16 protein-coding genes are annotated in these 21,506 nt (G+C 69.5%); 7 read left to right on the top strand and 9 right to left on the bottom strand.

Annotated features, from left to right (window positions below):
- Positions 1 to 55: 55 nt before the first annotated feature.
- The 3 genes from ACFUPX_RS41420 to ACFUPX_RS41410 form a co-directional block, all read right to left on the bottom strand.
- Positions 56 to 265, bottom strand: a complete 210-nt coding sequence (locus ACFUPX_RS41420; RefSeq protein WP_383334416.1) for a DUF6458 family protein — start codon at positions 263 to 265, stop codon at positions 56 to 58.
- 79 nt (positions 266 to 344) lie between these two features.
- Complete coding sequence (locus tag ACFUPX_RS41415; protein WP_383334414.1) at positions 345 to 1,700, bottom strand: M18 family aminopeptidase; 1,356 nt, start codon at positions 1,698 to 1,700, stop codon at positions 345 to 347.
- Positions 1,701 to 1,921: 221 nt separating this feature from the next.
- Positions 1,922 to 3,748, bottom strand: coding sequence for an acyl-CoA dehydrogenase (locus ACFUPX_RS41410; RefSeq protein ID WP_383334412.1), 1,827 nt, complete (start codon positions 3,746 to 3,748; stop codon positions 1,922 to 1,924).
- Between the two features lie 136 nt (positions 3,749 to 3,884).
- Here ACFUPX_RS41410 and ACFUPX_RS41405 point away from each other — a divergent pair, with 136 nt between their 5' ends.
- The 3 genes from ACFUPX_RS41405 (at position 3,885) to ACFUPX_RS41395 (ending at position 6,635) form a co-directional block, all read left to right on the top strand.
- Positions 3,885 to 4,373, top strand: coding sequence for an SseB family protein (locus ACFUPX_RS41405; RefSeq protein WP_363210398.1), 489 nt, complete (start codon positions 3,885 to 3,887; stop codon positions 4,371 to 4,373).
- Positions 4,374 to 4,506: 133 nt separating this feature from the next.
- Positions 4,507 to 5,463, top strand: a complete 957-nt coding sequence (locus ACFUPX_RS41400) for a pirin family protein (protein ID WP_383334410.1) — start codon at positions 4,507 to 4,509, stop codon at positions 5,461 to 5,463.
- 83 nt (positions 5,464 to 5,546) lie between these two features.
- Complete coding sequence (locus ACFUPX_RS41395; RefSeq protein WP_383334408.1) at positions 5,547 to 6,635, top strand: AI-2E family transporter; 1,089 nt, start codon at positions 5,547 to 5,549, stop codon at positions 6,633 to 6,635.
- Here the strand turns inward: ACFUPX_RS41395 and ACFUPX_RS41390 are convergent.
- Positions 6,566 to 8,773 carry a SpoIIE family protein phosphatase gene (locus ACFUPX_RS41390; RefSeq protein ID WP_383334406.1) on the bottom strand — a complete coding sequence of 736 codons (2,208 nt, stop codon included), beginning with the start codon at positions 8,771 to 8,773 and terminating at the stop codon, positions 6,566 to 6,568. The genes ACFUPX_RS41395 and ACFUPX_RS41390 overlap by 70 nt on opposite strands.
- A 144-nt stretch (positions 8,774 to 8,917) precedes the next feature.
- Between ACFUPX_RS41390 and aspS the strand changes: the two genes are divergently transcribed.
- A complete protein-coding gene (gene aspS, locus ACFUPX_RS41385; RefSeq protein ID WP_383334404.1) occupies positions 8,918 to 10,702 on the top strand; it encodes an aspartate--tRNA ligase in 1,785 nt (594 codons plus the stop codon).
- A gap of 149 nt (positions 10,703 to 10,851) precedes the next feature.
- The gene (locus tag ACFUPX_RS41380; protein WP_383334419.1) at positions 10,852 to 11,763 is read left to right on the top strand and encodes an intradiol ring-cleavage dioxygenase; all 912 of its coding nucleotides are present in this window, start codon (positions 10,852 to 10,854) and stop codon (positions 11,761 to 11,763) included.
- A 439-nt stretch (positions 11,764 to 12,202) separates the two neighbouring features.
- Here the strand turns inward: ACFUPX_RS41380 and ACFUPX_RS41375 are convergent, their stop codons facing one another.
- Both ACFUPX_RS41375 and ACFUPX_RS41370 read right to left on the bottom strand, forming a co-directional pair.
- Positions 12,203 to 12,982, bottom strand: a complete 780-nt coding sequence (locus ACFUPX_RS41375; RefSeq protein WP_383334418.1) for an ArsR/SmtB family transcription factor — start codon at positions 12,980 to 12,982, stop codon at positions 12,203 to 12,205.
- A 631-nt stretch (positions 12,983 to 13,613) separates the two neighbouring features.
- On the bottom strand, positions 13,614 to 14,501 hold the full coding sequence (locus ACFUPX_RS41370) for an NAD(P)-dependent oxidoreductase (RefSeq protein ID WP_383334402.1): 888 nt from the start codon (positions 14,499 to 14,501) through the stop codon (positions 13,614 to 13,616).
- Positions 14,502 to 14,606: 105 nt separating this feature from the next.
- Between ACFUPX_RS41370 and ACFUPX_RS41365 the strand changes: the two genes are divergently transcribed.
- The gene (locus ACFUPX_RS41365; protein WP_383334401.1) at positions 14,607 to 15,260 is read left to right on the top strand and encodes a TetR/AcrR family transcriptional regulator; all 654 of its coding nucleotides are present in this window, start codon (positions 14,607 to 14,609) and stop codon (positions 15,258 to 15,260) included.
- A gap of 83 nt (positions 15,261 to 15,343) precedes the next feature.
- Here ACFUPX_RS41365 and ACFUPX_RS41360 read toward each other — a convergent pair whose 3' ends face one another.
- The 3 genes from ACFUPX_RS41360 to ACFUPX_RS41350 form a co-directional block, all read right to left on the bottom strand.
- On the bottom strand, positions 15,344 to 15,529 hold the full coding sequence (locus ACFUPX_RS41360) for a hypothetical protein (RefSeq protein ID WP_383334399.1): 186 nt from the start codon (positions 15,527 to 15,529) through the stop codon (positions 15,344 to 15,346).
- 188 nt (positions 15,530 to 15,717) lie between these two features.
- Positions 15,718 to 17,352 (bottom strand): methionine--tRNA ligase, encoded by a 1,635-nt coding sequence (gene metG, locus ACFUPX_RS41355; protein ID WP_383334397.1) that lies wholly within the window; start codon positions 17,350 to 17,352, stop codon positions 15,718 to 15,720.
- An 81-nt stretch (positions 17,353 to 17,433) separates the two neighbouring features.
- Positions 17,434 to 18,525 (bottom strand): VWA domain-containing protein, encoded by a 1,092-nt coding sequence (locus tag ACFUPX_RS41350; protein WP_383334395.1) that lies wholly within the window; start codon positions 18,523 to 18,525, stop codon positions 17,434 to 17,436.
- 825 nt (positions 18,526 to 19,350) lie between these two features.
- On the opposite strand from ACFUPX_RS41350, the gene ACFUPX_RS41345 reads away from it, so the two are divergent.
- On the top strand, positions 19,351 to 21,450 hold the full coding sequence (locus ACFUPX_RS41345; protein ID WP_383334393.1) for a PhoX family protein: 2,100 nt from the start codon (positions 19,351 to 19,353) through the stop codon (positions 21,448 to 21,450).
- The last annotated feature ends 56 nt before the right edge of the window (positions 21,451 to 21,506 follow it).

The following is a 21,506-nucleotide window of genomic DNA, read 5'->3' as shown; positions in this document are numbered from 1 at the left end:
CAGCAGCCGCTCTTCGCGGCTGCCGGGCCCGTCCTGGTGAGGCTTGACCGTGGTGTCAGTGGTCGTCGTCCGTCCTGATCACCGTGGCGCCCGGCGGCACGACCGTCTTGCGGCGTGCGTTGGTGAACGCGGCGACACCGATCACGCCCACGGCCATCATGATCAGACCGGTGACGGTGAGATTGATGCCATCCATCTCCCAGTCGGTGGCGAACGCGAGGATGGCGCCCGCGGCGATCAGGATTATGCATCCACCCAGGCCCATGTGGACCGCCTCCCTAAGTCGTGGCTGGCACCCGAGTACCCGGAGCCACCGCGGTCACACGGAGAAGCGGAGATTGCCCTCAGCCTTCGAGGAACGCCACCAACGCGTTGGCGAGCAGGTGCGGGTCGTCCGCCCCGCACAGTTCGCGCACGCTGTGCATCGAGAGGATCGCGACGCCGATGTCGACGGTCTTGATGCCGTGCCGTGCCGCGGTGATCGGCCCGATGGTCGTGCCGCAGGGCATCGCGTTGTTCGACACGAAGGTCTGGAAGGGCACGCCCGCCTTCTCGCACGCGGCGGCGAACACGGCGCGTCCCGAGCCGTCCGTCGCGTACCGGTTGTTGACGTTGACCTTGAGGATCGGGCCGCCGTTGGCGCGCGGGTGGTGCGTCGGGTCGTGCCGCTCCGCGTAGTTGGGGTGCACGGCGTGGCCCGTGTCGGAGGAGAGGCAGACCGTGCCGGCGAAGGCGCGGGCCTTGTCCTCGTACGTGCCGCCGCGCGCGAACACGGACCGCTCCAGGACGCCTCCCAGCAGCGGGCCGTCCGCGCCCGTGTCGGACTGCGAGCCGTTCTCCTCGTGGTCGAAGGCGGCGAGCACGGGGATGTACGGGAGGGAGTCGGCGCCCTGTGCCGTGGCGACGGCGGCGAGCGCCGCCGTACACGCGTGCACGGAGAGCAGGTTGTCCATCCGCGGGCCCGCGATGAGGTCGCGGTCGCGGCCGAGGTAGGAGGGCGCCTCGACGGGGTGCGTCATCAGGTCCCAGCCGGTGACGTCGCCGGGGGCGAGCCCCGCCTCCTCCTCCAGGAAGCTGATGAGGTCGCCCTCGTGCACGTCGTCGCCGAGCCCCCAGATGGGCTGCATGTGCTTCTGCTTGTCGAGCTTGAGGCCGTCGGCGATCACTCCGCGGTCCATGTGGATCGCCAGCTGCGGGACCCGCAGCAGCGGCCGGTCGACGTTGACCAGGCGCGTCGAGCCGTCCCGCAGCGAGAGCCTGCCCGCGAGGCCGAGGTCGCGGTCGAGCCAGGAGTTGAGCAGCGGTCCGCCGTAGATCTCGACCGCGACCTGCCGCCAGCCGTGCCCGCCCGCGTCCGGCTTCGGCTTGACGCGGAGGTTGGGGGAGTCGGTGTGGGCGCCGACGACGCGGTACGGGGTGTGCGCGGAGGCGCTCTCGGGGACGTACCAGGCGATGATCGCGCCGCCGCGCAGCACGTACTTCCCGCCGGTCGACTCGTCCCAGGCGTCGGTCTCCTCGACCTGCCGGAAACCGGCCTTCTCCAGCCGCTCCGCGGCGCTGGCCACTGCGTGGTACGGCGAGGGGCTTGCTGCCAGGAAGGTCAGGAGGTCGTCGGAGTGGCCGCGGTCGAAGCCAAGAGGGGCGCGCGGAGCGCTCTTTGCAGGGGTGGCGGCGGGAGACGGGCGGGCAGGTGTGCTCATGGCTTCCAGCCTAGCTAGCGGATCCCACGGGGCGCGGGGGGCCTTTTCTGGGAGGTTCTGTACGTGAACTGCCCGTAACCGGAGAGCTTGTACCGCCGCTTCGCGGCGGATCTTTCCCGCCCACCCACCCGATTGCCCCGTAGCGCCGACCGCACCCCGCCTGTCATACGACAGTGGCCCGCCCCCGGACCGGGAGCGGGCCACCTGAAGTGTCGCGAAGGCTAGAACGCCGCCTCGTCCAGCTCCATGAGGTCCAGCGCCACGCCCTCGGCCAGCTTCCGCTCGCCCGCGACGCCCGGCAGGACGTTCGCGGCGAAGAACTTGGCCGCGGCGATCTTGCCCTGGTAGAAGGGCTTGTCCTTGGCCGAAGCCGTCGCCAGCTTCTCGGCGGCGACCGCCGCGCCCCGCAGCAGGAGGTAGCCGACGACGACGTCGCCGGAGACCATCAGGAGGCGGGTGGTGTTGAGGCCCACCTTGTAGATGGACTTGACGTCCGACTCCGTGGCCGCGAGGTCCGTCAGCATGACGCCGACGATGGCCTCCAGGTCGACCGCGGCCTTGGCCAGCTCCTCGCGGGCCCCGGCCAGCTCCTCGCCGCCCGTGTCCACCGCGAGGAACTTCTTGATCTCCTCGGCGAGGCCGTTCAGCGCGGCGCCCTGGTTGCGGACGATCTTCCGGAAGAAGTAGTCCTGGCCCTGGATGGCCGTCGTGCCCTCGTAGAGGGTGTCGATCTTCGCGTCCCGGATGTACTGCTCGATCGGGTACTCCTGGAGGTACCCCGAGCCACCGAACGTCTGGAGCGACTGCGCCAGCTGCTCGTAGGACTTCTCCGAGCCGTAGCCCTTGACGATGGGCAGCAGGAGGTCGTTCAGGGCGATCAGCGCCGACGCGTCCTCGCCCTCCGCCTCCTTCACCTGGATGTCGTCCTGGACCGCGGCGGTGTGCAGGACCAGGGCGCGCATGCCCTCCGCGTACGCCTTCTGCGTCATCAGCGAGCGGCGTACGTCCGGGTGGTGCGTGATGGTGACCTTGGGCGCCGTCTTGTCCATGAACTGGGCGAGGTCCGGGCCCTGCACGCGCTCCTTGGCGTACTCCAGGGCGTTCAGGTAACCCGTCGAGAGCGTCGCGATGGCCTTCGTGCCGACCATCATGCGGGCGAACTCGATGATCATGAACATCTGGCGGATGCCGTCGTGCTTGTCGCCGATCAGCCAGCCCTTGGCGGGGTGCTGGTCGCCGAACGTCATCTCGCACGTGTTGGACGCCTTCAGGCCCATCTTGTGCTCGACGTTCGTCGCGTACACGCCGTTGCGCTCGCCGAGCTCGCCGGTCTCCCAGTCGAACTCGAACTTCGGGACCAGGAAGAGCGAGAGGCCCTTGGTGCCGGGGCCGTGGCCCTCGGGGCGGGCGAGGACGTAGTGGAGGATGTTCTCCGACATGTCGTGCTCACCGGACGTGATGAAGCGCTTCACGCCCTCGATGTGCCAGGAGCCGTCCTCCTGCTTGATCGCCTTGGTGCGGCCCGCGCCGACGTCCGAACCGGCGTCCGGCTCGGTCAGGACCATCGTCGAGCCCCACTGCTTCTCGACGGCGATCGCGGCGACCTTCTTCTGCGCGTCGTTGCCCTCGTCGTGCAGGATGCCCGCGAACGCGGGACCGGACGAGTACATCCACACGGCCGGGTTGGCGCCGAGGAGCAGCTCCGCGTAACCCCAGATCAGGGAGCGGGGGGCGGTCGTGCCGCCGATGCCCTCGGGCAGGCCCAGACGCCAGTACTCGGAGTCCATGAAGGCCTGGTAGCTCTTCTTGAAGGACGCCGGTACGGGAGCGGTGTTGGTGGCCGGGTCGAAGACCGGCGGGTTGCGGTCGGCGTCCTCGAAGGACTCGGCCAGCTCGTTCTCGGCGAGGCGGCGCAGCTCTTCGAGGATGCTCTTGGCGGTGTCGACGTCCATCTCCGCGAACGGGCCGGTGCCGTACAGCTTGTCGCGTCCGAGCACCTCGAAGAGGTTGAACTCGATGTCGCGGAGATTCGACTTGTAGTGCCCCATGGCGACTGGCTCCGTAAGCAGAAAGGGATAAGTACCAGCTAGTAGCTACGATGATGCTACCCGCCAGTAATAAGAAGCAACCCCTAATAGGTCATCTGTGACTCAGTACTCGTGCGGGCTCAGTACTCTTGCGGTCATGTACGGCTACGACCAGAGCCCAGGCGCCCAGCAGCAATATGCCCCGCCCGGGGCCCAGCCGCCGCCGCAGCAGATGCCGGGCGGCGCGCAGGGATACGCGCAGCAGCCTCCGCTCTACCCCGAGCCGTCGCCCCCGTCCCTGGCGGACGCGGTGCGCGCCTTCACCACGGGTTCGATGTCCGCCGAGGACTTCCAGCAGGCCTTCGCGACCTCCAAGGTCTACTGCCCGCGCGGCGACAACCCCGGCTTCCTCGCCCTGCACAACACCCAGCAGCCCGTGATCCCGATGTTCACCTCGCTCAAGGAGCTGCGCCGGTACGCGGGCAAGGAGTCCAAGTACTTCGTGATCACCGGCGCCGAGGTCATCGACCTCCTGCCCACCGGTTACGGCTTCGTCCTCGACATGGAGGGCGAGCACCGCATGGTCTTCGACGCCAAGGCCGTCGAGCAGATGGTCGACTTCGCGATGCGCCGGATGTACGGCTAGGCGCCGCTGTGGCGCAGGCCGTTTCCGGCCAACCGGGACGCCCGGAGGGAATTCCCTCCGGGCGTCCCGCGTTCCCGGTGGCAAGAAGTTCTACGTTCAACTAAAGTGAGCGTACGAAGAAGGAGGCACCGACATGCCCGCTGTGACCGTCGAGAACCCGCTGACCCTGCCCCGTGTGGCCGCGTCCGCCGACGCCGTGGCCCGCCCCGTGCTCGCCGTCACGACCGCTCCGAGCGGTTTCGAGGGCGAGGGCTTCCCGGTGCGCCGGGCGTTCGCGGGGATCAACTACAAGCACCTCGACCCGTTCATCATGATGGACCAGATGGGTGAGGTGGAGTACGGAGCCGGGGAGCCCAAGGGCACCCCCTGGCACCCCCACCGCGGCTTCGAGACGGTCACGTACCTGATCGACGGGACCTTCGTGCACCAGGACTCGAACGGAGGCGGCGGCACCATCCAGAACGGCGACACCCAGTGGATGACCGCGGGCTCCGGCCTCCTGCACATCGAGGCCCCGCCGGAGTCCCTCGTCCAGTCCGGCGGCCTCTTCCACGGCCTCCAGCTCTGGGTGAACCTGCCCGCGCGGGACAAGATGATGGACCCCCGCTACCAGGACATCCGCGGCGGCCAGGTGCAGCTCCTGACCACGCCCGACGGCGGCGCGCTGCTGCGCGTCATCGCCGGTGAGCTCGACGGGCACGACGGACCCGGCATCACGCACACGCCGATCACCATGATCCACGCGACCGTGCGCCCCGGCGCCGAGGTCACGCTGCCCTGGCGCGAGGACTTCAACGGCCTGGCGTACGTCCTCGCCGGGCGCGGCACGGTCGGTGCCGAGCGCCGCCCGGTGCACATGGGCCAGACGGCGGTCTTCGGCGCGGGCTCCGCGCTGACCGTCCGCGCGGACGAGAAGCAGGACGGGCACACCCCCGACCTGGAGGTCGTCCTGCTCGGCGGGCAGCCGATCCGTGAGCCGATGGCGCACTACGGCCCGTTCGTGATGAACAGTCAGGCCGAGCTCCAGCAGGCGTTCGAGGACTTCCAGAAGGGCCTGCTCGGCACGGTCCCCGCCGTCCACGGCATGTAGTCCTCGGGCAGCCAGCCGTACATTTCGGGCAGCCAGCCGTACATAACGTGCGGGGCCTCACGGCCCATGCTCGGGTAGGAGAGGTGAGAACCCTTCTGCCCGAGCCCGCACGGCGTACCGCCGCCTGGTGCGTCGTCCTCCTGCTCGTCGCCGGCGTGGCCGCCGTGGCGATCTGGCTCTTCATCACCTTCAAGGCGGCCGTCACGCCGGTGCTGCTCGCCCTGCTCGGCACGGCGCTCCTGGGGCCCGTCTACCGATGGCTCCTCAAGATGAAGGTGCAGCGGTCGCTGGCCGCGGGGCTCACTTGTGCGGCCGTCGTCGCGGTCGTCGGCGGCGCGCTCTACATCGTCGTCAAGGCCCTGATCGACACCGGCGACCAGATCATCGCCTCCCTGAAGCAGGCCGCGACCGACCTCTCCAAGCACTTCGGCGCCGCGGGGACGTCCCTGGACGACATGGCGTCCAACGCCAAGGAGATCTTCGGCAAGTTCGGCGGCTCCGCCGCGTCCGGAGTGATCAGCGGGCTCAGCGTCGTCGGCGAGATGGTCGCCATGGCCGTCCTCGCGCTGCTGCTCGTCTTCTTCTTCCTGCGCGACTCCGACCGGGCCATCGGCTCCATCCGCTCCCTGGCCCCGGGCGGCACCGCCGACACCGTCGAGGCGATGGGCCGGCGCGCCTTCGAGGCCGTCGAGGGCTTCATGCGCGGGACCACGTTCATCGCGCTCATCGACGCCATCTGCATCACCGCGGGCCTGCTGATCCTGCGGGTGCCCGGGGCGTGGGGCCTTGGGGCCCTCGTCTTCATCGGCGCGTACATCCCCTACCTCGGCGCCTTCATCTCCGGAGCCGTCGCCGTCCTTGTCGCGCTCGCCGACCGCGGGGTCTTCATCGCGCTGTGGGCCCTCGGCGTGGTCCTGGCGGTGCAGGTCCTGGAGGGGCACGTGCTCCAGCCCGTCATCCAGTCGCGGACCGTGCAGATGCACCCGGCGGTCGTCATGCTGGCGATCGCCGCCGGGGCGTCCGTCGCGGGAATCCTGGGGATGCTCCTCGCCGTACCGGTGACGGCGGCGGCGTTCGGGGTCATCTCCGAGCTGCGGGAACGCTATGCGGAGGGGGCGATCGCCTCGGACGCCTCCAAGGGCCCGTCGGAGGCCCCCGCGGCGCCCTCGTAGAGCTCGAACCAGATGCTCTTGCCCTCACCCCTGGGGTCCACCCCCCACTCGTCGGCGAGCAGCTCCATCAGGACCAACCCCCGCCCGGACGAGGCCAGTTCACCGGGGTGGCGCCGGTGCGGCAGGTCGTCGCTGCCGTCCGAGACCTCGGCCCGCAGCCGGCGCGAGCCCGGCTCCCCGATGAGCTCGGCGACAAGGAGGGCGTCGCCGTCCGTGTGCACGAGTACGTTCGTGATCATCTCGGAGACCATCAGGACCGCCGAGTCGACCTGATCGGCGACCGCCCAGTCGTGCAGCAGCTCCCGCACATGGCGCCGCGCCCCCGCGATCCGCTCCGGCTCGGCCTGCGCGACCGTCAGGACGGTGCGGCGGGCGGGCGTGCGGTGGGCGGGATGCCCGGCCCTGCGCAGCAGCAGGACCGCTATGTCGTCCTCGCGGCGGTCCACCAGCGGGCCCGTCGTGTGGTGCGAGGAAGGCCCGTGCACGGCCTGTACGAGGGTGTCGGCGAGCTCTTCCAGGCCGTCGTCGTCGCCGTCGCCCCCGTGCTCCTCCAGGATCTTGCGGATCCGGCTCCAGCCGCTGTCCAGGTCGTGGCCGCCGGTCTCGATGAGGCCGTCGGTGCAGACCAGCATCGTTTCGCCGGCCTCCAGGACGAGGCGGGTCGTGGGGTAGTCCGCGTCCGGGTCGATGCCCAGCGGCAGGCCGCCCGCCGTGGGGCGCAGCAGGACCGTTCCGTCGCTCATCCGTATCGCGGGCTCCGGGTGGCCCGCGCGGGCGATCTCCAGGACGCCGGTGGCCGGGTCGGCCTCCACGTAGAGGCAGGTCGCGAAGCGCGGGTCGGCGGGGTCGCCCATCGGGTCGCCGTCCGAGCCGACGGTGATGCCGTCCGTGATCCCCGCCAGGAAGCGGGTCGCCCGGGAGAGCACGGCGTCGGGGCGGTGGCCCTCGGACGCGTACGCGCGCAGGGCGATCCGCAGCTGCCCCATGAGGCCGGCCGCGCGCACGTCGTGGCCCTGTACGTCGCCGATGACGAAGGCGATGCGGCCGTTGGGCAGCGGGATCATGTCGTACCAGTCGCCGCCCACCTGGAGCCCGCCCCCGGTGGGCACGTACCGCGCGGCCACCGTCATCCCCGGGATGCGGGGCCCGAGCAGCGGCAGCATCGAGCGCTGGAGGCCCTCCGTCAGCTCCCGCTCCGACTCGGCGACCCCGGCCCGCGACAGGGCCTGGGCCAGCATCCTGGCCACCGTCGTCAGGACGGAGCGCTCGTCCGGCGTGAACGACACGGGGTAGGCGAAGGCCGCCAGCCAGGCGCCCATCGTGCGGCCCGCCACGGTCAGCGGCAAGAACGCCCACGACTGCCGGTCGAAGGGCTGGGCCAGCGGCCAGGTGGCCGGGTAGCGGCGGTGGTACTCCTCGGGCGACGACAGATACACCGCGCGGCCCGTGCGCACCACCTCGGCGGCCGGATAGTCCGTGTCCAGGGGCATCGCCGAGAAGGGCACGTCGTCGCCGGGCTGGTGGCCGTAATGCCCGATGATCTTCAGCCGGTCGCCCTCGACCCCGAAGACACCGAGCCCGTCCGGCGAGAATCCCGGCATGGAGAGCCCGCTGGCGACCCGCAGCACCTCCTCGGTCGAGCGCGCCTCGGCGAGCGCACGCCCCGCGTCGAGCAGGAAGGCCTCGCGGGAGCGCCGCCAGTCGCCGGTGACCGGGCTGCGGGCGGCTGCGCCCGGCGGGGGCTCGGTGACCTCCTGGAGGGTGCCGATGAGCTCGTACGCGTGGGTGGCCTCGTCGACGACCGGCTTGGAGCGGCTGCGCACGATGCGCACCACCCGCCCCTGGTCGTTCATGATCCGCAGGCGGGCCTCGGCGAGGGTGCCCTCGGCGACGGCCAGCTGGACGATGCCGTCGATCTCGTTCCAGTCGACGGGGTGGAAGCGGGAGCGCACGCCCGCCTCGGTCAGGGTCTGGGCGCGCGGCGTAAGACCGAGGAGCCGGGCCGCCTCCGCGTCGAGCGTGACCGTTCCGCTCGTGTTGTTCCAGCGCCACAGGCCGGTGGCGATGGCGGCGAGGACGTCCCGTACGGGAGGCAGGGGTTCGTCCCCCGCCTGTTGCAAAGGATCGTCGGTGCGCATTGACCCACTTTAGGAAGATCCGCGGACAAGCCGCCACCGCCGGGGGTGATCCGGGAAGTATTCCGGAAAGCGATCATCGCCCGGACGGTAGCCTTGGGGCACTGTCTGCTCTCTCCCCTATTCGCGAAGACTGGATGAACGAAGATGCATCGGTACAGGTCCCACACCTGCGGCGAGCTCCGCGCCTCTGACGTCGGCTCCGACGTCCGGCTGAGCGGCTGGCTGCACAATCGCCGAGACCTGGGTGGCATCCTCTTCATCGATCTGCGCGACCACTACGGGATCACGCAGCTCGTGGCCCGCCCCGGCACGGCCGCCGCCGAGACGCTCGACAAGCTCTCCAAGGAGACGGTCGTCCGCATCGACGGCAAGGTCGTCTCGCGCGGCGCGGAGAACGTGAACCCCGAGCTGCCCACCGGCGAGGTCGAGATCGAGGCCGCCGAGGTCGAGGTGCTCGGCACCGCGGCCCCGCTGCCCTTCACGGTCAACGCGGACGACGGCGTGAACGAAGAGCGCCGCCTGGAGTACCGCTTCCTGGACCTGCGCCGCGAGCGTATGCACCGCAACATCATGCTGCGCTCGTCCGTCATCGCCTCGATCCGCTCGAAGATGGTGGCCCTCGGCTTCAACGAGATGGCGACGCCGATCCTGGCCGCGACGTCCCCCGAGGGCGCCCGCGACTTCGTCGTGCCGTCCCGCCTGAACCCGGGCAAGTTCTACGCGCTGCCGCAGGCCCCCCAGCAGTTCAAGCAGCTCCTGATGATCTCGGGCTTCGACCGCTACTTCCAGATCGCGCCGTGCTTCCGCGACGAGGACGCGCGCGCCGACCGCTCGCCGGGCGAGTTCTACCAGCTCGACGTCGAGATGAGCTTCGTGGAGCAGGAAGACGTCTTCCAGCCCATCGAGAAGCTGATGACGGAGATCTTCACCGAGTACGGGGGTGGCCGTGAGGTGACGTCCCCCTTCCCGCGCATCCCGTTCCGCGAGTCGATGCTGAAGTACGGCAACGACAAGCCGGACCTGCGCGCGAAGCTCGAACTGACCGACATCACGGACATCTTCGCGAACTCGGAGTTCAAGGCGTTCGCAGGCAAGCACGTGCGGGCCCTGCCGGTGCCGGACACGGCGTCGCAGTCCCGCAAGTTCTTCGACGGCCTCGGTGACTACGCGGTCGAGCAGGGCGCGAAGGGTCTTGCCTGGGTGCGCGTGGCCGAGGACGGCTCGCTGACGGGCCCGATCGCGAAGTTCCTGACGGAGGCGAACGTCGAGGAGCTCACCAAGCGCCTCTCCCTCGCCGCGGGCCACGCGGTCTTCTTCGGCGCGGGCGAGTTCGACGAGGTCTCGAAGATCATGTCGGCCGTGCGTGTGGAGGCGGCCAAGCGGGCGGGCCACTTCGAGGAGGGCGTCTTCCGCTTCTGCTGGATCGTCGACTTCCCGATGTACGAGAAGGACGAGGACACCGGGAAGATCGACTTCTCCCACAACCCCTTCTCGATGCCCCAGGGCGGCATGAAGGACCTGGAGGAGAAGGACCCCCTCGACATCCTCGCCTGGCAGTACGACATCGTCTGCAACGGCATCGAGCTGTCCTCCGGCGCCATCCGTAACCACGAGCCCGAGGTCATGCTCAAGGCCTTCGAGATCGCGGGCTACGCGGCCGAGACCGTGGAGCAGGAGTTCGCGGGCATGCTCCGCGCCTTCCGCCTCGGCGCCCCGCCGCACGGTGGCATCGCGCCCGGCGTCGACCGCATCGTCATGCTGCTCGCGGACGAGCCGAACATCCGCGAGACGATCGCGTTCCCGCTGAACGGCAACGCGCAGGACCTGATGATGGGTGCGCCCTCCGAGCTGGAGGAGTCCCGTCTGCGGGAGCTGAACATTCAGCTGCGCAAGCCGGTTGCCTCCGGCAAGGGTGACGCGGACAAGTAGCTTCGTCGCTTCGGCAGCTTCTGTGGCTGACGAGTTGGGCCCGGGACCGGATGGTTCCGGGCCCTTCTTGCTGTGCTTGCTGTGCGTGGTCATAGGCGAGGCACATGGTCCTGACAGGTGGGGTGCCTAGCGTCCGGGGCATGACAGAGATGAGCGGTACGCAGTCGGGGAAGCCGCAAGGCCCGGTGCACAAGCGGGACTTGACGCGCCGGAAGGTGGTGCTCGCGACGGGCGCCGCGATGGCGGCGGCGGTGGGCGTGGGTGGCGCGATGGCGGCGAGCGCGAGCGCGGAGGGAACGGGTGCTTCGGGGGCTGACGCGGCGTCTGCCGAGCCCTGTTACCGCCTGACCGGTGAGACGACCGAGGGGCCGTACTACATCGACGCGGACAAGATCCGCAAGGACATCACGGAGGACAGGGAGGGCATCCCCTTCACCCTGCGCCTCAAGGTGATCGACTCCGACACGTGCAAGCCGGTGGGGCGGGCGGCGGTGGACATCTGGCACTGCGACGCGCTGGGGATCTACTCGGGGTACGAGTCGATGAGCGGCGGGGGCGGGGGCGGCACCCCGCCGACGGGCGCCCCGACCGGAACCCCCACCGGGGCCCCGCCCACCGGCGGACCCGGCGGTGGCGGCGGCCACCAGGAGCCGACCGACGACGAGCGATACCTGCGGGGTACGCAGCTCACGGACAAGCACGGCTACGTGGAGTTCCGCACCGTCTTCCCCGGCTGGTACCAGGGCCGTGCCGTGCACATCCACACCAAGGTCCACGTGGACGGCAAGCTGACGGACGCCGGATACGAGGGCGGTCACGCCTGTCACACGGGGCAGTTCTTCTTCGCGGAGGCGGCGGTGCTGGCCTCGGCTGAGGTGAGCCCGTACTCCACGAGTACGACGGAGCGCACGACGCTGGACGAGGACACGATCTACGGCGGTGGCGGCACCCAGGATGGCCTGCTGAAGCTGACGTATCGCAAGGGGCGGATCGAGAAGGGTGTGGTCGGCTCGCTCACGATGGGCGTGGACCCTGATGAGACCCACGACGGGACGTCCTAGCTGGGCCGGGGGCTTTGCTCTGTACCGGGGCCGCCCGGTTGTCCCGAGGTTGGCGGTTCCGGGCCGGGTGTAAAGGGCGCTCCTGCGTCGCGTCGGCTGCGCCGATTGCGCTGCGCTCCACCCTTGACACCCGTCCCTCCACCGCGCGAGGGAAGACGACCGGACGGCCCGAGGGGCGGGACTCTCGACCACTCCCGTCGGGTTGCTGGGCCGTCTTGCCGACTGCGGACTGGTTCTTCCGGCGTGGGCGTCACGGGGAGGAGGTGGGCGCCCGGTCCGCGAACGGTCCGGGGAGGGGGCCCGGTTTCGTCAAGCGGCTCGCGGCTCGCGGGTGGTGGGTGGTGGGTGGTGGTCTGGGATCGGGTGGGGGTCCGGCACCTAATTGCGAGAAGGCGCGTTGTGTGGTGCGTGCGCCCCTCTTTTGGTGGGATGCGCCTCCCTAGGCGCCCGGGACCAGCCACGGTTGTTCCGGGAGGGGAGAGCCTGTCTCCAGGAGGGACTTGAGGTTGGAGAGGACCGCCGGCCAGCCCGAGCCCACGTCTTCCCTCTCCTTCTCGCTCGCCAGGTTCTCGTGCGTCACCGTGAGGCGCACGATTCCGCCGTACGGCTCGATGTCGAATGTCACCTGGGAGGGGTCGGCGGGGGCGTCGGGGGAGGCGGTCGGGTACCCCCACGTCGTCACCAGGCGGGTGGGCGGCTTGCTCTCGACCACCTTTCCCACCACGTCGGCGATGCCCGAGCCGTCCGTGCGGCGGTGCTCCCAGGTGGAGCCCTGCTGCCAGTCGGAGATGTTGGCGTGGCCCCAGTACGCGGCCGTCAGGTCCGCGTCGGTCAGGGCGTGCCAGACCTTCTCCGAGGTGCTCTCGATGTAGGTGACGTAGACGTACGTCGGCTTGGTTTGGTGGGTGGTCATGGCGGCCTCCGCCTGTTGTTTCAGGGTGCTGAGGGCTCGTAGACGTGGGTCCTCGAACTTGTCGATCCATCGTTCCTGGATCTCGTGCAGGGGCACGGGATTCAGGTAGTGGAGCTTTTCGCGCCCTCGCCGCACCGTGCTGACCAGGTTCGCGTCCTCCAGGAGGCCCAGGTGCTGGGTCGCCGACTGGCGTGTCATCGCCACGCGTTCGGCCAGCTCGCCCAGCGTCTGGCCGTTGTGGGCGTGCAGCTGGTCCAGGAGGTAGCGGCGGGTCGGATCGGCCAGAGCCTTGAAGACCTTGTCCACCGGACTCTGACTCGGGGGCGGGGGCGGAGATGCGCTCTTGCTCACCCTCCCATCATGCAGGCATTTGCCTGCATGTCAAAGGCCGGGGCACACATGGAGGGGCCCGGGTGCTGTGTTGCACCCGGGCCCCGAAGGAACTGCTACACCATCTGCCGGCCTTGATGTCGCGCCGGCCTTCTGTTTCCGCTGGCCCGACCTGGAAGTCGTCGGGATTGCGGGGATCGCGGTTGCTTGACCGGAGACCACCTCACTATCGATGTCCTGCGGTACCCGGGCTCATCGCTTCCGCCCGGGCGATCCTGATGGCGCTCAACCCCTCCGTTTCTTCCCTCTTGGATCAACTGCCTACTTGCGGGACTGCGTACTGCTGTTGGTGGCGGCCCCTGATTACTGCGGGCCTCCCGGTCCGGTCGTCAGTCCCGTCGCCGTCCTGCACTGCCTTGGCTTCGAAACTCCACCACCGCACCGTCCTGCTGCTCGGCAGTTCTTCTCTGCCGGGCCCTGCTCGATCTCGGCTACGAGAGAAACCATAACCAGACCAGCCATCAATGTCTACTCCCGCCAGGGTAGATTTCCGCATGTTCGACGGGGAGGTAGTTGGTCTCGAACGCGAGTCATCCCGTCTTCCGGTTCAAGAGGGTGTCGCGCCCAGCAGGTCCACGATGCTGGAGAAGCTGTCCGCCGCGTGGCCCGCGTCCATTCCGCGTCGGAACAGGTCCGCCACCGCCGACGGCAGTGCCGCGTCCACGCCCGAGTCGGTGTGGGTGTCCACCACGTGCCGCATGCTGGCCAGGCCCATGGCCAGGCGGTCCACGTCTCCCTCGTGGTTGCCCGCGTCTATGCGGGACGCGTAGAAGGACAGGAACTCCGGCATTTCGGTCATGTTCTGTGAGGCGTACGGGAGGATGTCCGTCGCCGAGAGGCCGTTGGCCTTCGCCAGGGCGACCGCGTACCAGTAGCTGGAGACGCTCGTCCAGAAGATGACCATGTTGAGTTGGTACATCAGCGCCGCCAGGCCCGCGTCCTCTCCCCGGTAGTCGGTCTCACCCGTCAGGACCTCGAGCGTCGCGCGGTGCTTGTCGTACGCCTCGCGCGGGCCGCTGTAGAACGTCGAGGACTCCGGCTTGCCGATGCCGTGGGGAGGGGCCAGTACGCCTCCGGTGAGGTGGGTGGCGCCGTGTCCTGCCGCCCAGGCCGCCGCCTCGCGGGCCTTCTTCGGGGTGTCCGAGCTGAGGTTGACGATCACCTTGCCCGTCAGTGCGGTCGCCGCCGGTTCCAGGACGGCGTACATCGCGTCGTAGTCCGTGAGGCTCAGGATCACCAACTCGTTGGCGGCGATGGCCTCCTCGGGCGTGGTGGCGAGAATCGCGCCCCTCGCGACCAGGTCGTCCGCGCGGGACGCCGTGCGGTTCCAGAGGGTGACCTGGTGGCCCCTGGCGAGCAGGGCCGTCGCCATCGCGTGGCCCATGGGGCCGAGGCCGATGAGGGTGAGAGGGGTGGGGGTGGGGGTCGTGGGCATGTGGAGTCCTTCGGGCTAGAACGAGCGCTCTATTTAGGGCGTGGGGTGAACGTAGCATGCCTCTGGAACGAACGCTCTAATTAGTGGCGCGGTAGGGTGGGGTGCATGGCTCAGACCTCCGCCCCGACCTCCGGCGCCTCGACCGGGACCCGCGACCGCATCGTCATCGCCGCCGCGCGGCTGCTGCAGCGTCAGGGGTATGTCGGCACCGGCATCAAGCAGATCGCGAAGGACGCGGAGGCCACGCTCGGCTCCGTCTATCACTTCTTCCCTGGTGGGAAGGAAGCCGTCGCGGTGGCCGCGATCACCCATAGCGGGGAGGAGTTCGCCGTGATGTTGCGGGAGGCGCTGGCCGCGGCCGACGAACCCGGTGCCGCGATCGAGAGCTGCGCGGGGGAACTGGCCGTGGCTTTGAGGGAGTCGGGCTGGGTGGATGGCTGTCCCGTCACCGCCGCGGCCCTGGAGACGCTGGGCACGGACTCGGAGATCCAGCGGGTGTGCGCGGTCGCGCTGGCGAGTTGGGAGGCTCTGGTCGAGGAGAAGCTGCTCGGCTACGGGTTCGGCGCGACGGACGCGCGCGAGCTGGCGACCACCGTGATCAGCGCCCTGGAGGGCGCCGAGGTGACCGCCCAGGTCGCCCGCAGCGAGGAGCCGCTACGGGCGGTGGGGCGTCAGCTGGCGCGGCTCGTGGGGTCGTACGACGTCGATCCGCGGTACGTAGATGCGCGGTACGTCGAAGCGGGCGCCGCGGGGCGGTAGTTCACGCGGCTCGTGAGAGGCCCGCGGTGGGCGAAACCTGTCGTGGTTGTTGAAACACGTTGCACGTGGCCGACGTCGGCGGCTCAGACCGCCGGTGAATGCGTGGCCGACGCGGCCGTCGCCTCGGCCCATTCGGCGACGAGCTTCTCGTACTCGAGGTGCTGCTCGGGGCGGAGATACCCGCCCGTACGCAGCCAGAGCGCGCGAATCTCCTCGTTCACCTCGGCCGCGGAGCGCGGCCGGTCGGGGGTGCCGGGAGTCGTGGTCATACAGTGAAGCGTACGTATGAAGATGTGAAGACGGCGTGAGTTCTGGTCGAATGTGATCGGTATCGCTATTTGACCCGCATGAATCAGCCAAGTTGGGCAAGAAGAAAGGGCCCGCGACGTGAATCGCGAGCCCCTTCAAGACAGTTCGGGACGGTGCGCCCCGACCGGTTGTGACCGGTTGAAGCCGATTACGACTGCTTCGGCTCCTCCAGGCGCGGGAACAGGACCGCACCCTTCGTCACCGTGGCACCCACCGGCAGCTGCCCCCACGTGCCCGCGTCCTGAACCCTCTGCTCGGCGAGCGCGCCCAGCGAGGCCTCGGCGCCGAGCGAGTCCCACAGCTTCTGCGAGGTGTCCGGCATGATCGAGTTCAGCAGGACGGCCACCGCGCGCAGCGAGTCCGCCGCCGTGTAGAGGATCGTCGCGAGGCGGGCCTTGCCCTCGGGCGACTCGTCCTTGGCGACCTTCCACGGCTCCTGCTCCGTGATGTAGCCGTTGACCTGCTTGACGAAGGCGAAGACCGCCAGGATGCCGGCCTGGAAGTCGAGCTCCTCGCCGATCTTCAGGTCCGCCGCGGCGACCGCCTTGGCGAGACCTTCCTGGACGGCCTGCTCGGCAGCGCCGGACGCCGTCGCCTCGGGCAGCGCGCCGCCGAAGTACTTGCCGACCATCGCGGCCACGCGCGAGGCGAGGTTTCCGTAGTCGTTCGCGAGTTCGCTCGTGTAACGGGCGGAGAAGTCCTCCCACGAGAACGAGCCGTCCTGGCCGAACGCGATGGCGCGAAGGAAGTACCAGCGGTACGCGTCCACACCGAAGTGGGACGTGAGGTCCTGCGGCTTGATGCCCGTCAGGTTCGACTTCGACATCTTCTCGCCGCCGACCATCAGCCAGCCGTTCGCCGCGATGCGGCCCGGCAGCGGCAGACCCTGCGCCATCAGCATCGCGGGCCAGATGACCGCGTGGAAGCGGAGGATGTCCTTGCCGACCAGGTGCACGTCGGCCGGGAAAGTTGACTTGAACTTCGCCTCGTCCGCTCCGTACCCGACGGCGGTCGCGTAGTTCAGGAGGGCGTCGATCCACACGTAGATGACGTGCTTGTCGTCCCACGGGACCTTGACGCCCCAGTCGAACGTCGAGCGGGAGATGGAGAGGTCCTGCAAGCCCTGCTTGACGAAGTTCACGACTTCGTTGCGCGCCGACTCGGGCTGGATGAAGTCGGGGTTCGCCTCGTAGTGGGCGAGGAGCTTGGGGCCGTACTCGCTCAGCTTGAAGAAGTAGTTCTCCTCCTTGAGGAGCTCCACCGGCTTCTTGTGGATGGGGCAGAGCTTCTGGCCCTCGAACTCGCCGCCGGCCTCGCCGTCGATCAGGTCGCCGGGGAGTTTGTACTCCTCGCAGCCCACGCAGTACGGGCCTTCGTAGCCGCCCTTGTAGATCTCACCCTTGTCGTGGAGATCCTGGACGAACTCCTGCACGCGGTCCGTGTGGCGCTTCTCCGTCGTACGGATGAAGTCGTCGTGTCCGATGTTCAGGTGCTCCCAGAGAGGCCGCCAGGCCTCGTCCACGAGCTTGTCGCACCACGCCTGGGGCGTGACGTTGTTCGCCTCGGCAGTGCGCATGATCTTCTGACCGTGCTCGTCCGTGCCGGTGAGGTACCACACCTTCTCGCCGCGCTGACGGTGCCAGCGCGTGAGCACGTCCCCTGCAACGGTCGTGTAGGCGTGGCCCAGGTGAGGAGCGTCGTTGACGTAGTAAATGGGGGTCGATACGTAGAACGCCTTTGCGCCTTCGCTCGTCCCCTGCTTCTCGGATCCAGTGGCCGCCATGGTCGAAATCCTAACGGCCATGGCGGGCGCGATTCACCTCGATTCCAGGGGGTGGACCCCGTAGGGCCCACCCCGTGGGGGTTACGGGCGCCAGGCCGCCAGCAGGCCCTCGTACAGCTCCGCGTCCGTGAGCTCGCGGGGGGTGGGGCCCGCGTGGAAGAAGGCGGCGTTGTCCGCCTTCAGCTTGCGGAGGTAGTCGAAGCCCTTCGCCTCGTGCTCGCCGAACGCGACGAACTGGAAGAAGAGGGGGTGCTTGGCCGCGTCCGCGAGGGCCTGGTTGGCGGGGCCCTTCGCGTCCGGGGGGCCGTCCGTCTGGAAGACGACGAGGGCGGGGCTGCCCTTGTGCTCCGACTTCTCGTAGTGCGACACGACCTCTTCGATCGCGGCGTGGTAGCTGGTGCGGCCCATGCGGCCCGCTGCCGCGTGCAGCTCGTCGATACGGCCCTCGTGCTCGGGGAGGGTGAGGGTGCCGGTCGCGTCGATCTCGGTCGAGAAGAAGACGACGTGGACGGTTGCCTCGGGGGTGGTGTGGGCCGCCAGGGCGAGGACCTGTTCGCCCAGGCTCTGGGCGGAGCCGTCCTTGTAGTACGAGCGCATGCTGCCGGAGCGGTCCAGTACGAGGTATACGGGGGCGGTGACCCCCGTGAGGTCCCTCTTCTCCAGGGCTTCGGCGGCGGCCTTGTGCGCGGTCGCTAGGCCGCTGGGCAGGGCGGTGGGCTCTGCCGGTGCCTCGTCGGCGACGGGGGCTTCGGGCTCCGCCGGGGTCACGTGAGCCTGCGCCGCTTCATCGGCACCCGGCAGGTCCGGCTCTGCCGGGGGAGCGGTGACCTCCGGTGCCTCGTCGGCCACGGGGGCTGCGGGCTCCGCCGGGGTCACGTGAGCCTGCGCCTCTTCATCGGCACCCGGCGTCGAGGGCTGTGCCCACCCGTCCCGCCCAGCGGGACGATTGCCCACAGCGGGAGCGGCTGCGGCCTCCGGCTCGGGTTCGGGGGCCGTCGCGGCGGGGGCGGCGACATCCTTGGCCTTGGCTTCGGGGGATGCTACGGCGGGAGCGGCTGCGGCCTCCGGCTCGGCTTCGGGGGAGGCCTCAGGGGCAGGCGCTTCCTCGGGCTCGGGTGGGGTCACCGTGGTGATGGGGGAGTCGTCGATCGGGTCGGCTTCAGGGGCGGCCACGGCTGCGGGGGCGACCGTGACAGGGGTGTCGGCGGGGGCTTCCTCCGCGGGCTCCTCTGCCGGGGCAGGGGCGGTGGGGGCCTCTTGTTGTGGGCAATCGTCCCGCTGGGCGATTGGGGTCTCCCCTGCTCGAGCGGAGCCGAGAGCTTGGGGAAGGGTGGGCACAACTGACGGTTCCGATGCAGCGGCGTCTGCTGCGGCTGCATCGGGCTCCGGGGGCGCGGGTTCCGCCTCAGCCGCCGGCGCCGGAACCTGCGCCTGCGGCGGCACGCGGTCCCTGTCGAACGCCGCCGCTACGAGATCGTCCACCGCCGAAGGCGAAGGCTCGGACGACGGAGCCGGAACCGTTGCCTTCGGTTCGGCCGCCGGAGGCACCCGCTCGGGGGAGGGCGCCGGCACCCTCACGGAGGCGGAAGCCTCCGGGGCCTCCGGAGCCTCCGGGGTCACTGCCTCAGGCTCCGGAGCCCGGTCCCCCTTGCGTGACGAAAGACCGAACGCGTTCCGCAGGACACTCAGAATGCCCATGGGTGCACCCCTTCGCGTGAGTTGATTCCCGATAACCCCTGGCCAGGGCGGACACGTAAGGTTAGCCGTCGCAATACGTGATCTTCGTGAGGGGCGCCCCAGCGTCCCCCAAGCGTCCCTCAAGCGTCCCCCAAGCGCCCCCCGGACATCACTCTTACCGCGCACACGCACCCCAACTGCCCTATGTGCGCCCCCGGTTCACCTCCCGTTCACCCTCAGGCCGTCGCCCTGCCGACCTCCACGCCTAGCGTCACGGCGGAATCAAGCCACGCCCAAGCCAGGCCACACAACGGAGGAACCGTGCGCAAGCTGCTGCCGATCATCACCTCGCATCAGGGGAGCGGCGGCCGTTCCGCCATGACCTGCCGGTTCCGTTGTGGTGATGCCTGCTTCCACGAGGTGCCCAACACCAGCGACAACGAATACGTCGGTGACGTCATAGCCGGAGCGCTCAGCCGCCGCTCCATGATGCGGGCCGCCGCGGTCGTGACCGTGGCCACCGCCGCGGGCAGCGCCGTCATCGCCGACCCCGCCGCCCCGGACGCGGCAGCCGCCGTACAGAAACCCGCGGCCCCGACGAGCAACAAAGGCAAAACGGGGGCGCGCGGTCTCCGCTTCACGCCCGTCGCGCCCAACACCGCCGACTCCGTGACCATCCCGGACGGCTACGCCCAGAACGTCGTCATCCGCTGGGGCGAGCCCATCCTCCGCGGCGCCCCCGCCTTCGACGCGGACAAGCAGACCGCGAAGGCGCAGGCGGGCCAGTTCGGCTACAACAACGACTTCCTCTCCCTGCTGCCGCTGCACCGCGAGCGCGGGCGTCAGGTCCTCGTGGCCAATCACGAGTACACCGACGAAATTTTGATGTTCAAGGGGTACGACGCCGCGAAGCCCACCCGCGAGCAGGTCGAGATCGCCTGGGCCGCGCACGGCCTCTCCGTCGTGGTCGTCGAGGAGGAGCGGAAGAGCGGGAAGCTCAGCGCCGTCAGTCGGCATCAGCTCAATCGCCGCCTCACCGTCACCAGCGAGTTCCGGCTCACCGGGCCCGCCGCGGGCAGCGAGTACGTCCGTACGAAGGCCGACCCGCGCGGCACCACCGTCCTGGGCACCCTCAACAACTGCGCCGGTGGCACCACGCCGTGGGGCACGACCCTGCACGGCGAGGAGAACTTCAACCAGTACTTCGCCAACGCGGAGAAGGTCACCGAGCCCACCGCCGCCACCCGCCTCAAGCGCTACGGCGTCATCGGCGCGGCCTCCGAGCGCAAGTGGGAGCGGTTCGACGACCGCTTCGACCTCGCCAAGGAGCCCAACGAGGCCAACCGCTTCGGCTGGGTCGTCGAACTCGACCCGTACGACCCCGACTCCACCCCGCGCAAGCGCACCGCGCTGGGCCGCTTCAAGCACGAGGCCGCGCAGCCCCGCCTGACGCACGACGGCCGCCCCGTGGTCTACATGGGTGACGACGAGAAGTTCGACTACTTCTACAAGTTCGTCAGCAGCAAGCGCGTCGCCAAGGGGAAGTCGCGGGCCGCGCACGCGCACAACCTCACCCTTCTCGACGAAGGCACCCTGTACGTCGCCAAGCTGACCGGTGACTCCCCGGCCGCCGACATCGACGGCACCGGCAAGCTCCCCGCCGACGGTGAGTTCGACGGCAGCGGCGTGTGGATCCCGCTCGCCACCGCGGGCCCCAAGGGCCACGCCGTCTCGCACGTCGAGGGCATGACCGCCGATGAGGTGTACGTCTTCACGCGCCAGGCCGGTGACAAGGTCGGCGCCACGAAGATGGACCGCCCCGAGGACATCGAGCCGTCCCCGCACACCGGCAAGGTCTACGTCGCGCTCACGAACAACTCCGACCGCGGCAAGGCGGGCAAGGCCCCGGCCGACGAGGCCAACCCGCGCAACCTCAACAAGCACGGGCAGATCCTGGAGCTGACCGAGCGCCGCAGCCGCCCGGAGTCGACGACCTTCGCCTGGTCGCTCTTCCTCGTCGCGGGCGACCCGGAGGACCCGGCCACGTACTTCGCGGGCTTCCCGAAGGACAAGGTCAGCCCGATCTCCTGCCCCGACAACGTCGCCTTCGACCCGCACGGCAACCTGTGGATCTCGACGGACGGCAACCAACTCGGCTCGCACGACGGCCTGTTCGGCGTGGCGACCAAGGGGGAGCGGCGCGGCGAGCTCAAGCAGTTCCTGACCATGCCGAACGGCGCCGAGACCTGCGGACCGCTGGTCCAGGACCGCCGCGTGCTCGTCTCCGTGCAGCACCCGGGCGAGGTCGACGGCGCGTCCGTCGAGAAGCCCGCGAGCGCGTGGCCCGACGGGGCCGGGAAGATCGTCCGCCCGTCGGTCGTCTCCGTGTGGCGCAAGGACGGCCGCGACATCGGCGTCTGAGCGGTACGTACGTAGGCGGTACGTACGTAGGCGGTACGACGGTGGGGCACCCCTCC

Source organism: Streptomyces sp. NPDC057302, assembly GCF_042667685.1.
GTDB lineage: Bacteria > Actinomycetota > Actinomycetes > Streptomycetales > Streptomycetaceae > Streptomyces.
Note: the sequence above shows the minus strand (reverse complement) of the source record. Positions and strands in the feature narration are given on the sequence as shown.

Bases quoted from the DNA above. Each gene is read 5' to 3' on its own strand.
- ACFUPX_RS41420 (WP_383334416.1), bottom strand. From the start codon at position 265: ATGGGCCTGGGTGGATGCATAATCCTGATCGCCGCGGGCGCCATCCTC.
- ACFUPX_RS41415 (WP_383334414.1), bottom strand. From the start codon at position 1,700: ATGAGCACACCTGCCCGCCCGTCTCCCGCCGCCACCCCTGCAAAGAGC.
- ACFUPX_RS41410 (WP_383334412.1), bottom strand. From the start codon at position 3,748: ATGGGGCACTACAAGTCGAATCTCCGCGACATCGAGTTCAACCTCTTC.
- ACFUPX_RS41405 (WP_363210398.1), top strand. From the start codon at position 3,885: ATGTACGGCTACGACCAGAGCCCAGGCGCCCAGCAGCAATATGCCCCG.
- ACFUPX_RS41400 (WP_383334410.1), top strand. From the start codon at position 4,507: ATGCCCGCTGTGACCGTCGAGAACCCGCTGACCCTGCCCCGTGTGGCC.
- ACFUPX_RS41390 (WP_383334406.1), bottom strand. From the start codon at position 8,773: ATGCGCACCGACGATCCTTTGCAACAGGCGGGGGACGAACCCCTGCCT.
- aspS (WP_383334404.1), top strand. From the start codon at position 8,918: ATGCATCGGTACAGGTCCCACACCTGCGGCGAGCTCCGCGCCTCTGAC.
- ACFUPX_RS41380 (WP_383334419.1), top strand. From the start codon at position 10,852: ATGAGCGGTACGCAGTCGGGGAAGCCGCAAGGCCCGGTGCACAAGCGG.
- ACFUPX_RS41370 (WP_383334402.1), bottom strand. From the start codon at position 14,501: ATGCCCACGACCCCCACCCCCACCCCTCTCACCCTCATCGGCCTCGGC.
- ACFUPX_RS41365 (WP_383334401.1), top strand. From the start codon at position 14,607: ATGGCTCAGACCTCCGCCCCGACCTCCGGCGCCTCGACCGGGACCCGC.
- ACFUPX_RS41360 (WP_383334399.1), bottom strand. From the start codon at position 15,529: ATGACCACGACTCCCGGCACCCCCGACCGGCCGCGCTCCGCGGCCGAG.
- metG (WP_383334397.1), bottom strand. From the start codon at position 17,352: ATGGCGGCCACTGGATCCGAGAAGCAGGGGACGAGCGAAGGCGCAAAG.